The organism is Paenibacillus sp. FSL R7-0210 (genome assembly GCF_038009085.1).
Classification (GTDB): Bacteria; Bacillota; Bacilli; order Paenibacillales; family Paenibacillaceae; genus Paenibacillus_AQ; species Paenibacillus_AQ silagei.
Genome location: NZ_JBBPAR010000001.1, coordinates 5,885,065 through 5,897,066, shown reverse-complemented (window position 1 = coordinate 5,897,066; position 12,002 = coordinate 5,885,065). Strand labels below are relative to the sequence as shown.

General features: G+C 50.5%; 9 protein-coding genes. 5 read left to right on the top strand and 4 right to left on the bottom strand.

What is annotated here, in order from left to right; genetic code table 11:
• Window positions 1–5 precede the first annotated feature (5 nt).
• From MKY64_RS24895 to MKY64_RS24885, 3 genes are all read left to right on the top strand, one after another.
• Entirely contained in the window at window positions 6–1,931 is a 1,926-nt protein-coding gene (locus tag MKY64_RS24895; protein WP_340956441.1) for a peptidase U32 family protein, read from the top strand.
• Window positions 1,932–2,057: 126 nt separating this feature from the next.
• Window positions 2,058–3,341, top strand: a complete 1,284-nt coding sequence (locus MKY64_RS24890) for an aspartate aminotransferase family protein (RefSeq protein WP_051477770.1) — start codon at window positions 2,058–2,060, stop codon at window positions 3,339–3,341.
• Window positions 3,342–3,358: 17 nt separating this feature from the next.
• Window positions 3,359–4,243 carry a UbiA-like polyprenyltransferase gene (locus MKY64_RS24885; RefSeq protein ID WP_340956439.1) on the top strand — a complete coding sequence of 295 codons (885 nt, stop codon included), beginning with the start codon at window positions 3,359–3,361 and terminating at the stop codon, window positions 4,241–4,243.
• Window positions 4,244–5,100: 857 nt separating this feature from the next.
• Here the strand turns inward: MKY64_RS24885 and MKY64_RS24880 are convergent.
• From MKY64_RS24880 to MKY64_RS24865, 4 genes are all read right to left on the bottom strand, one after another.
• A complete protein-coding gene (locus MKY64_RS24880; RefSeq protein WP_340956437.1) occupies window positions 5,101–6,081 on the bottom strand; it encodes a polyprenyl synthetase family protein in 981 nt (326 codons plus the stop codon).
• 18 nt (window positions 6,082–6,099) lie between these two features.
• Window positions 6,100–6,549, bottom strand: coding sequence for a hypothetical protein (locus MKY64_RS24875; RefSeq protein WP_036722118.1), 450 nt, complete (start codon window positions 6,547–6,549; stop codon window positions 6,100–6,102).
• Window positions 6,550–6,788: 239 nt separating this feature from the next.
• Complete coding sequence (locus MKY64_RS24870; protein ID WP_036722120.1) at window positions 6,789–8,666, bottom strand: FAD-dependent oxidoreductase; 1,878 nt, start codon at window positions 8,664–8,666, stop codon at window positions 6,789–6,791.
• A 49-nt stretch (window positions 8,667–8,715) separates the two neighbouring features.
• Complete coding sequence (locus tag MKY64_RS24865; protein ID WP_339253233.1) at window positions 8,716–9,621, bottom strand: FMN-binding protein; 906 nt, start codon at window positions 9,619–9,621, stop codon at window positions 8,716–8,718.
• 482 nt (window positions 9,622–10,103) lie between these two features.
• Here MKY64_RS24865 and MKY64_RS24860 point away from each other — a divergent pair, with 482 nt between their 5' ends.
• Window positions 10,104–10,307, top strand: coding sequence for a CsbD family protein (locus MKY64_RS24860; protein ID WP_036695255.1), 204 nt, complete (start codon window positions 10,104–10,106; stop codon window positions 10,305–10,307).
• A 228-nt stretch (window positions 10,308–10,535) separates the two neighbouring features.
• Window positions 10,536–11,951 (top strand): ATP-binding protein, encoded by a 1,416-nt coding sequence (locus tag MKY64_RS24855; RefSeq protein WP_340956434.1) that lies wholly within the window; start codon window positions 10,536–10,538, stop codon window positions 11,949–11,951.
• Window positions 11,952–12,002 lie beyond the last annotated feature (51 nt).

Below are 12,002 nucleotides of genomic sequence, written 5' to 3'. Positions count from 1 at the left end.
CGGGAATGGCACGTTATTTTAATGGTAAAGAAGTAGAGTTATTGGCACCAGCGGGAACCTTCGAGATCTTCAAGGCTGTTATTGAATCGAAGTGTGATGCGGTGTATTTCGGCGGTCCGGTGCTGAACATGAGAATGATGCGCAAGGGCTACAACTTGAGTCATGAAGAGATTATCGAAGCCCTGAATATCGCTCATAGTATGGACAAAAAAGTATATATCACGGTCAACAATCTGTTCAGCGAAGAGGATGTGGAAGAGGCCAGAGCGTACCTGAGCTTCCTGGACACGGTCCGCCCGGACGCGCTGATCGTGCAGGATATGGCGGTGCTGGAATTGATCCGCGAGATGGGGCTGAATCTGCCGGTTCACGCATCCGTCATGATGAATGTGCATAATCTGGAGATGATCCACGCGCTGAAGGAGCTGGGCGTCAGTCGGGTGGTTACCTCGCGGGAGATGGATCTGCAGACTGCGAAGCTGCTGGGACGCCAGAGCGGTATGGAGCTGGAGTATTTCATCCATGGCGATATGTGCTCTGTCCACGGGGCGAACTGTTATTTCAGCTCTCAGGTGTTCGGGATGAGCAGCAACCGGGGCAAATGCATGAAGCCTTGCCGCTGGGATTACCGGATCAAGCGTGACGGCTATGTCTTCCCTGCGGAATATCCGCTGGCGGTGAAGGATATGTTCATGTATGAGCATCTTCCGGAGCTGATTGAATCGGGCATTACTTCCTTCAAAATCGAAGGCCGTATGCGCGATAAAGACTTCATGGTCATGCTGTCCAACAGCTACGGCGATGCGATTGACCGTTATATCGATGATCCGCTGGGCTTCGACCGGACCCAGGATTCCAAAGAGCTGTATAACAACCGTAAGCGTGATTTCTCCACGGCGTATGCTTTTGGCAGACCGGGACTGTCGAATATCAACCGCCGTTATGAGGGAACAGGCAAGTTCTACAGTACCGGCAAAGTGTTCAGTACGCCGACTGCCGAGCGTGAGCTATCTGTGGAGCGGGTGACGGAACTGCGGGCACGAATGGCTGAAGACAGACGCAGTACCCTTATCAAGCCTGAGCTGGCAGTGCGTGTGAATAATATGGAGCAGGCTCGTCTCGTACTGGAGATGGGAGTAGACAGCTTGTATCTGCCGGGCGATGTGTTTGAGCCGGACCGTCCTTTTACGAAGCAGGATATTAAGGATCTTGGAGCGGTAAAAGGCCATACCAAGCTATATCTAGGTCTGCCGCGGATGATGAACGAACTGCATTTCGACCAATATGATCATCTGCTGAACGGGGAACGGCTGCCGATTGACGGCCTGATCATTACGAACCTGGGGGCGATCCGCCGTTACCGTGGCACCGGTTACCCGATGATGGGCGATGCCAATCTAAATGTATACAACCATCTGTCAGCCGGACTGTATGCCGGACTGGGCCTGACGAAGCTGACCGTTTCGCCGGAGATGACGCTGGAGCATTTCGCCTCCTTCACCTCGCACAGTGACTTGCCGCTGGAGGTTGTGGTTCACGGAACGCCTGCATTGATGTATATGGAGCATGATCTGTTCGAGAATACAGAGGTGATGGAGCCGATTGGGGAGGAAGACAACCAGTATGTCCGTAATGAAGTGCTGGTGCTCAAGACCGACAAGGGCGAGAACCCGGTCTACCGTGACCAATATGGCCGCTGCCATCTGCTGTTCGCCAAGGAGCTATGTTATCTCCCGATGCTGGGTGAAATGAACGGCCTGGGAATTACAAGCTTCCGGATTGAAGGTGCGACATACAGCATAGAGGAGCTGCGCGCCATTATTGCTGCTTATCAGGCTGCGATGGATGGGGCGAAGCCGGAGGAGGAACTGCTGGGCGGGCTGAAGCCGGTCTATGCGGGATACACCCTCGGTTCACTGCAATTCAACTAATGCTAATAATTCAATTTTAAAATAAAGCTACTGCGAGTATAATAAGGGCATATGGCGCAATTATAAGTACCTTTTTTCACAAACTAATCATCTTGAATTATCAGCAGTTGAAAGTGAGGGATTTACATGGAACAGAGCGTCATCATTGGAAGAGAAGCGGTAGCTGCCAAAAGAAAGCAGTATTTCTACCCGTGCACCGCACATTTTTACCGGGATGCCCCGCAATTGGTACGCGGAAGCATGCAGTACGTCTACGATGAGAACGGCAAGGAATACACCGACTTCTTCGCAGGAGTCTCAGTGGTTGCCTGCGGCCACTGTAATCCAGCTATTACTTCCCGTACGATAGCACAGCTTCAGCAATTGCAGCACACTTCGCCGATCTACCTGACCCAGCCGAATGTAGATTTGGCGGAACGCCTGGAAGAAGTGCTGCCGGGCGCGCTGCGCCGGACATTCTTCGTCAACAGCGGCTCGGAGGCGAATGAAGGGGCGCTGCTGCTGGCGCGGATGCATACCGGCCGCAAAGGCTTCATCGCCCTGGAAGCTGGCCTGCATGGCCGGACCAATCTCACTATGAGTGTGACCGGGCTGCAAATGTGGAGGACCGATGCCTACCTCGATGAGGATGTAACGTTCATTAAACGCCCGTATCATCCGGAATTGACGCTGGAGGAAGCGGCGGCGCAGTCGATCCAGAATCTGAAGGAGGTACTCGCTGCCCAAGGAGACACCATTGCCGCCATGATCGTGGAGCCGATTCAAGGGAACGGCGGGATCGTCATGCCTGCGCTGTCCTATTTCCGTGAGGTGAAGGCGCTGCTTGAGCAGTACGGTGTACTGCTGATTGACGACGAAATCCAGACCGGCTACGGCCGGAGCGGAGCTATGTTTGCGATGGAGCATTTCGGCGTCGTGCCGGACATTATCAGCATGGCTAAGGCGCTGGGGAACGGAGTGCCTATCGCTGCCTTTTCCACAACGGATGAGATTGCGGCATCGCTGAACAAGCCTTCCGCCTCGACGTTCGGAGGGAATCCGGTCTCAGCGGCTACGGCGCTGGCGGTGCTGGACTACATCCGTGATGAGCGGCTGGCAGAACGTGCGGCTGAGCTGGGCGGGCAGCTGAAGCAAGGCTTGCTTGCTCTCCAGGAGCGTTACCCTGCGTTGATTACCGACGTACGGGGCAGCGGACTTATGCTGGGGGCCGAGCTAGCCGGTTCAGAGACTGAGGATGCCGCTGCGGTGACAGACTATGTGCTGGAGGAGCTGAAGGACCGCGGATACCTGATCGGCAAAAACGGTATAGGCCGCAACGTCCTCGCCTTCCAGCCGCCGCTTGTGGTCACTTCCGGTAATATCGATGCCCTGCTGGATGCACTCCATGAAGTGCTGCAAGCGATCCACTGAGAAAGAGGCCTAACAATATGGTTATCATTAATGCTTTTAAACATACGGCGCTTAAAATGAAAATGTTCAGCGAGCTGGTGATGTTCTCGCATACGCTGTTCTCACTGCCTTTTGCCATCATCTCGATGGTCTGGGCGGCGGGAGGCTGGCCTTCCGGCCATATGATGTTATGGGGACTAATCGCGCTGATTGGGGCACGCAACGGGGCGAATGCGTTCAATCGTCTGGTAGACCGCACCTTCGACGGCAATAATCCGCGAACCGCCCACCGGCATCTGCCGCAGCGTCTGCTCGCAGAGAAGGAAGTCATTCTGTTCATTATCATCAATTATGCCCTGTTCATTGTGGCCTCCGGGATGCTGAACCTGCTCTGCCTGGTGCTGTCCCCGGTAGCTATTGTACTGATCTCATCCTACTCTTATACGAAGCGGTTCACCTTCCTGAGCCATCTGTATCTGGGCTTCGTGATTGCTTCGGCCCCGATTGGCGCCTGGTTTGCGGTTACCGGGAATATCGCGTTCACGCCATTCGTGATCGGAACCGTGGTGATGCTCTGGATTGCCGGGTTTGATATCATCTACGGGACTCAGGACATTGAGTTCGACCGGAAGAACGGCTTATGGTCCATCCCGAGCTTCTTCGGCCTGGAGAACGCGCTGCGGATCTCCAAAGGGCTGCATTTCATTATGGTTATGTTGCTGCTGTTCCTGTACGCCTGGCGTGATCTCGGTTGGATGTATCTGGTGGGCATCGGCATCGCTACGGTACTGCTTATGACAGAGCACAAGATTATCAAGCCTGCTAACCGCAAGCTGATGAAGGTGGCTTCTTATAATTTGAATCAGGTGATCAGTATGGTGATATTGCTGTGTACGCTGATTGATTATTTTTACGTTAATTAGGTGGGGGCGCGTCTGGTGGGGCGGCCCTGGAGGTTGGGGAGCTGCACTGCGCGGAATGTTTGGACTTCCGGCCGCTGTTATATTTGGATTTCCTGATTAGAACCGCTGGCCGAGGTAGAAATCCAAATATAAAGGCGGACGCTACCGCTCCTCCAGTTCCAAAATTCCTCTCCGTTCCGTCCTAACCTCCCCCAGGCAGGATTAACTTCAAAAAGACAACAGGCCTACCCAGAGGGGGGGCGGCAGAAAAAGCGCGAATAAGCTTAGAGCTTCGCGCTTTTCTTTTTGGGCGGCAAACAACCCCGAACCCCAACCCCCAATAGCCAAAGCTCCCTGCTAAACTCACTCACGTACGCTCCGCTGCGTTCGCTATTTAGCGGATAGGTGAGATGTGGGCGGTTAAGTGTATTTCGTACAACTAAAAGACATCCAAAAAGCTAATTTCGTATGATACATGTATTCTGTACAACTAAAATAATGAAAAGTAGCTTTTGAGGGCATTCCAGCCTAAATAGGTGTACAGAGTGCAATTAAAGCACCTGCCAGCTCATTAGAGGGGACTTTAGTTGTACAAAATACAATTAGCGCGGCGAAGTGTGATAAAAAACAAAAAAACGAGCCTTACTCAGGCTCGTTTACTTAATATGTGTTAATACATATAGTGTGAAGGGTGGAGCGTACAGTATGAACTAATAAAGCAGCGTGGAGCTTGCAGCATCATAATACAGCTGAGCTACGTAAGCATTGTACGAAAGCTTACAGATGCTAACCGATTGCAACAGCCTTGGCCAGGTATTCTCTGCTGACGGCCACAATGCGTTAGAGCATCGCTGGCTATAACCCATTCAGTCCGGAGCTCAGCGGTCACGCCCAGCGAAGTACTGCAGCAGGGTTTCCAGATCGGCATGCGCCGGGAAGCTGGAGAGCTGCTCCACAATCGCAGCAGCCCGGGCCAGATAGTCCTGGCTGACGGCCTCTGAGCGGGTTAGGGCATCACTGCCCCTTACCAGCTTCAGGACTTGTTCGATGTCGGCGGGAGATGAGCTAGGGCCTATTCTGCGGATGACAGGGGCAAGCTCGGCATCCTCTAAGGCAAAGAGCACCGGAAGGGTAACCTGGCCGTGGCGGAGATCGCTGCCGGCCGGCTTGCCTAGTACATCCGCCGATTGCGTGAAGTCCAGGATATCATCCTGGATCTGGAACGACATCCCCAGCGCTTCGCCGAAATCATAGAGGAGCTGGGCTGTCTCTGTGCTGCTCTCCGCCGACAGTGCGCCTACCCGCAGGCAGGTGGCCATTAGCAGCGCGGTTTTGTTACGGGATTTCTCCAGATATTGCTCCAGCGTAAGATCATAATCGAAGGCATGCTCTAATTGCTGATATTCACCCAGACATAACTGGGCCGTGGCGACAGAGGACAGATCGTGAACGTAACGGTCCTTATCCCCGGTGTACTTGCTGAGCAGTTCAATGATGCGGGCAGACATATAATTACCGATATGAACAGCGGATAGAATGCCTGTCTTGATATGAAGCGCAGGCTCGCCCCGCCGCAGCTCGGCGTTATCAATAATATCGTCATGAATCAGTGAGGCCACATGGATAAATTCAGCCGCAGCGGATAATTGCAGAGTTCGGCGTCCGGCAGGTCTCAGGCCAAACCGGCTGCCGACAATAACCATCAGCGGGCGGAGGCGTTTACCGCCGGAGCCTGTTAATTCGAGAATGCTCTGCGCCAGCTGCGACTTTTTGGGAACATCCTTATCATGGGTGACCAGATTCTTAATTTCACGGTTAATTTCATTCAGATCAATATTCAAGGCTTCATGCAGCTTCATCGTTCATGTTCCCACCTGTCAAATGGCTTTACTGGTACGGCTTCGTTGTCTGCGCTCCTGAATGAGGAATTCATCCAACTCCCGGGCCGGATTGTGTTCGGTGAACTCTCCATTTGAACGTGCGATCTGCATTTTTTTGATGGAAGGGGCCATGTAGGCAACCAGATCCAGCTCCCGGCATTTCACTGCAAACTGCAGATAGAAGCTGTACAGGTAATCTCCATCCAAAATGTTACGGGTCAGGTCAGGATGATGTGGGACACATTCCATATGGCGCTGTGCTGCCACGGTAAGAATGGTATAAATACCTAGCAAATGGGTTTTGCGGTCATATTCCAGATCATGGCGTTCCAGTACCGAGAGCATTTGCTCACATTCTGCCGGAGAGAGAGACAACTGAATTCCGGCGATCTTAGACATCTCAGCCTGAAGCAACCGGAATGTATCTTGGGCGATTTTTTGGTTCACAAGCTTCTCTCCTTCATGTCGGTTTTGCTGGATAGAACCGAATCCCTGATTATCCCTACAAAACCATTTTGTTGAAAACGAACATATAAATGTACTTTCACCTCGTTAAACAAGGAGAGTAATGTGTCCTAGGGACACATTACTCTTAAGAATATCCTATTCAGCTTGCAGCAGCGCAGCTTGTGCATACGCTGCTGTTATAAATGGATGTAGTTCTTAACCACCGGTTACCCGGTTCATCAGTCGGTATACAGATACCAGCGCCGGACCAGAGGTATTCTCTTCCACTGCTTCTTGAGCCAAGGAAGAACATAGTAATCCAGGCTGAACACGGTGCCGGAACCGCCGATGCAGGCAATCGCTGCCCCAACATACCAGAGCATTTCTGTTGCTGCCATCTTGGTGGTCCAGATCATAACCGCCATACCTATCGTGGCTATAGCAGAGATAGCTGTGAACAGACCGACGATCAGCATTACTCCGAAGACGATCTCGGCACAGACCATACCGATTTGGAACCATTTGGCCAGGAAGGTGTAAGAACCATCCGGGTTATAGAACATGAGATCCATGAACCAGTTAGAGATATCATAAATGAAGCCTGGAACCGGAAGAGCCGATACAGCTTCTTTGGCAGTGGATACTGCGGAAGCGGCAGATTGGGCATCTACGGTAGTTTTGACTGCATCCACAGCCTGACTTGCTGCCGATGTGGCGTCTGCATAAGGAGCCGCAGGAATCAGGAAAATCTTATTCGGATCAACCCAGATCTTGCGGATCTTCTCTATACCTTCATATAACCACATTCCCCCAAGGAGCATACGGAGCGGAACGAGCCAGAAGTTCGGCGAGCGCTTGGAGAAGTAACCGCCAACGAAGCTCTTGCGGTTCTCAACATGGAAGAACTCGTGCATCATGTAAGTCCAGACCTTATTGAAGCCTACAACCTGTGACAGATAGAACATATTGATGAAATGTTTGGACAACATAGCCATGAAGCCGGTCAGCATGAAGAACTTGCCCGGAAGACCAACGTTCGCTACACCGTAGCGGCTGCCGATCGAAACCATGGTGCCGTGGAAGCCTGGTTTGTATGCTTTTTTAGGCGTACCCTTGATATCGGCAGTGATATTGCCTGCGATAACCGGAGCCGCTTGTTCAGCATTCTCAACCATTTGCGGAACTGGACGTTCTTCGCCTTCAGGGATGAAGAAGATGTTATCCCCTACAACATACACATTCTTATGGTCAACACTTTCAAGGTGTTCATTGGTAACAATACGTTTGCGGCCTTGCTGCTGAACATCAAGGTTGCCGACAATTTCGGAGCCTTCAACACCGGCTGTCCAGACAATTGTCTGTGCATCCACGATGTTTTTCTCGCCGAGGGCAACAGAGCCTGCGCCTACTTCGGTGATTTTGGCGCCTGTAACAATTTCTACCTTCAGCTTACGCAGACGGGCTTCGGCTTTCTGGATCAGCTTATCCGGCAGGATAGGCAGAATCTTCGGAGCCATATCAGCCACGATCAATCTCACTTCGGAAGGATCGATGAAGAATTCTCTGCAGAGCTCATCGCGCTGCTCGGCCATTTCACCTACAAGCTCAACGCCGGTAAAGCCGGCACCGATGATTACGAAGGTCAGCATAGCGCGGCGTGTAGCCGGGTTCTTTTCCTTCGCAGCTTTGGTGTACATGTCGCGGATCTGACGCTTCAAGGCAACTGCATCATCGTAGGACCAGAAGGAGAAGGTGTTCTCTTCTGCTCCGGGGATTCCGAAGAAGGTTGGCTTGCTTCCTGTGCCGATGACCAGATAATCATAAGCATAAGTGGCTTTGTCGGACTTCAGCTTCTTGTTCTTGAAATCAATGTTGCTGATTTCGTCCAGAACAACATCTACCTTCAGGCCGGCAAAGATTTTCTTCAAGTCAATTTTGATCGAATCCTCAGGTGCGCGATTCGCAGAAACCTCATGCAGCTCAGTCAAAAGAGTGTGGTATGGATTTCGGTCGATCAGTTTGATTTCTACATCTTTGTCGTTCTTAAATTTCTTTGCCAGTTTCTTAGCCGTGAGTACGCCGCCGTAGCCGCCGCCCAAAATGACTATTTTCTTCAAGAGAAACTCACCTCATTCATCTGATTAGCTGCAAAAGGGTAGCGAATAATTATTTCGCGCCTTCAAGTGCTTTTTGTGCAAGTGTGAAATATTCACCAACGTGGATGGATACGCCGGAGATTGCATCTGTTTTACCTTCAGCATCCAGGGTAGGAGCTACGCCTTTGTTCTCAAGGAAGTATTTCTCGGCAAGGGCGATTTCTTCATGCCATTCAGCAGCAGCGCCGCCGGCTTTCATGCCGTATTTGCCGTCTACAGAATATTGTTTCTTATCGTCGCCTGCGGCATTCACACCGCTGAAATTAACAGCTACAACGTTGCCGTTAGCAACAGAGAGAGCTACTGTGGACTTCCAGCCGGATGTAGCATCCATTTCGCCTTCAGCAGTATATCCGCCATCTTTGTATGGGCCTGCTTGTGCAGGGCCGGCAGCAAGTGCAGCCTGAGCCGCGCCAACGAAATCACTAACGTGGACGGATACACCGGAGATTGCATCTGTTTTGCCTTCAGCATTTACAGTGAGAGCAGCAGGATCTTGTTTTTCAATCAGGTAGGCTTCAGCAAGAGCAGCCTGTTCATGCCATTCGGACTTCGCTCCGCCGATTTTTACCAGGCCGTAGTTGCCGTCTTCAGATACTTTTTTCTTCAAATCGCCCGCTTTTTTAACATTGAAAGCATTCCAGTCAGCTTTGGTGATTTTGCCGCCTTCTACAGTCAGTTGTGTAAAGGTCTGCCAGCCAGTCTCTGGATCGGCATCCACTGTACCGTAGTAGGTTCCGTCCTGGTACTTGCCTGTTTCGGCTGCAGGTGCAGTAGTTGCTTCAGTTGCAGCTGTAGCAGTTGCCACAGGTGCTGTTGTTGCAGCAGCGTTCTCTGCTTTGTTGCTGTTGCCACAACCTGCGAGTAAAGTACCCAATACCAGAGCGCTCGACAAGATTACAGAAGCTTTTTTCATTTTGATATGACCTCCAAGAAAATAGTTTAAAATATATATATTAAAATGTAAAACATTTTAATAGCGGTGGAAGTGATAAAAATCACTTTCTAAATGATAAATGTCACTTTCATCTCGGTCTTAAGTCCCTTTTTGTAGCAGGCATACGACATATATCGGCAGACAATAAGAAAAAATTGAATCATATCGTTTCTTGTTCGATGGCATTTTAGCACAAGCTATGGAACTATCATGTGAAAATAATCACTTAAATCATAAATAAATTTACTTCTGAAGTATATCAAATTTTAAGATAGTTGAATAGCTTTTTAAAAAGACTTTTATGTGACAAAAGTTGAGTTATTCTGCATGGTTTCAAGCAATTGCAGGTGCAGCCCCTGCACAGCCTGGAGATTCAGCCAAAAGTCATGGGGGTAATAGATCACAAGCAATTATAAGCTTTCGCCAGACATTAAATAGACAACTAAGGAGATGAGCTTGTAGTGGATAACAATGTGATCAAAGGTAAATGGCTGCAGATTAAAGGTGAAGCCAAGAAACAATGGGGCAAGCTGACAGATGACGATCTGGATATCATCGATGGTGAAAAAGACAAGCTGGTAGGCAAGCTGCAGGAGCGTTACGGCCATTCCAAGGATGAAGCCGAAGCGGAGTACCATAAATGGGAGTCCTCCCACCGCAGCTAATCAGAAGGATAATTTATAGCATAAAACATATAAATAAATTCTTATATTTCAAGGAAAGAGCGCAAATCGTATCTGATTTGCGCTCTTTTGCTGTCCCCCCGGACATTCCGCAGCCATCACTCTCATACATATACATATGCAATAGCCCTCACGCTTCATGTTTTTCATTCCTCCAGTATGATACTATAAATATTATTGTGAACTTATTTTCGCTGCAGGAGTGAAGCCATGGAATATGTCAAAATCTTTTTTGTGAATACAGCTTTACTAATCACTCTGTCGTATCTGGCGAATCTAATATACAAGTACACTGTAACCCACGCATCCGAGCCTGTAAAAAGAGTAAGCTGGGTGCTGCTCGCGGTCTTCGCAGGGTGGATCAGCACCTTTTTCGGCTACAGACTGCATGAGCATGTCATTTTTGACCTGCGGTATGTACCGCTGATCATCTCTACACTGGCTTACCCCCAGCCCTTGGTCCTGATTATCATCGGAATCGCAACCGGGCTTACGCGCCTGACCTTTGGAGTGAACGAGGCAGCGCTGGTAGGCGTGCTGAATCTGACTATCCTGGGCTTTGTCTGTGCCGCTCTAAGCGTATGGATGAAGCGTTCGTCTTCCTCGGTGATATATAAGGGGATTGCTACTATTCTGGTAGTCAATGTAGTGAATGTGCTGAATATTGCCGTATTTGGGGTCATTCCCACACATGATTACATAACGAAGATTCTGCCGGTTACCTTTCCCGCAGGCCTTGTCCTCAGTGCGTTGTTCGCGCTGATTATCCGCGATTTCCATCTGGACCTGATGCGTACAGGACAGATCATTAGAGCGAATAAGCTGTTGTCCGAGCAGACAGAGGAGCTGCATAAGAATAAAATTGTGCTCGAGGAAAGAGCAAAGCAGCTCATGCTCGCCTCGCAGTTCAAATCGGAGTTCCTGGCGAACATGTCCCATGAACTAAGAACCCCGCTGAACAGCATTATCAACCTGTCCCAGATGATTGAAGAAGGCGATGAGTCCCTGAGCGCGGAAGAGCTTGCTGAATATGGCGGCATCATTCACCGCTCCGGGGAGGATCTCCTGTCGCTCATCAATGATATTCTCGATCTGTCCAAGGTGGAGGCAGGGAAGCTGGATATTATTATAGAGGATTTAAATACCAGCGAGGTCCCTGATCTGCTCGTCCAGCAGTTCGGCGTCTTAGCCAGACAGAAGCAGCTCACCTTCAGTGTCTCCCTGGACGAAGGGGTGCCTGCGGTAATCTACACGGACCCCCAGCGGGTGCAGCAGATTCTGCGCAATCTGCTCTCGAATGCGTTCAAGTTCACGATGACTGGCGGGGTCACTATGAATATCCATGTAGTGGAACGTCAGGAGGGGTCTGCTGCACAGAAGTGGATTGCCTTTGAGGTGCAGGATACCGGAATCGGCATTCCCCCGGAGAAGCATGATCTGATCTTCGAGGCCTTTGAACAGGCGGATATCAATGTCAGCCGCAAGTATGGCGGTACGGGGCTGGGCCTGTCTATCAGCAATGATCTGGCCAGGCTCCTGGGCGGCTTCATTACCCTGCATAGCCGCGAAGGCCAGGGCAGTATATTCTCCTTATATTTACCACTGCATTCAGGCGCGTCCGTATAATCCCCGCAGCTCCAACTTTATTTGTGATTTCGGTGTATTGACAGGAACCTG

Excerpts from the sequence above, each read along its gene's own strand:
- MKY64_RS24890 (WP_051477770.1), top strand. The coding sequence starts at position 2,058 with ATGGAACAGAGCGTCATCATTGGAAGAGAAGCGGTAGCTGCCAAAAGA.
- MKY64_RS24880 (WP_340956437.1), bottom strand. The coding sequence starts at position 6,081 with ATGAAGCTGCATGAAGCCTTGAATATTGATCTGAATGAAATTAACCGT.
- MKY64_RS24885 (WP_340956439.1), top strand. The coding sequence starts at position 3,359 with ATGGTTATCATTAATGCTTTTAAACATACGGCGCTTAAAATGAAAATG.
- MKY64_RS24895 (WP_340956441.1), top strand. The coding sequence starts at position 6 with ATGGCACGTTATTTTAATGGTAAAGAAGTAGAGTTATTGGCACCAGCG.
- MKY64_RS24865 (WP_339253233.1), bottom strand. The coding sequence starts at position 9,621 with ATGAAAAAAGCTTCTGTAATCTTGTCGAGCGCTCTGGTATTGGGTACT.
- MKY64_RS24855 (WP_340956434.1), top strand. The coding sequence starts at position 10,536 with ATGGAATATGTCAAAATCTTTTTTGTGAATACAGCTTTACTAATCACT.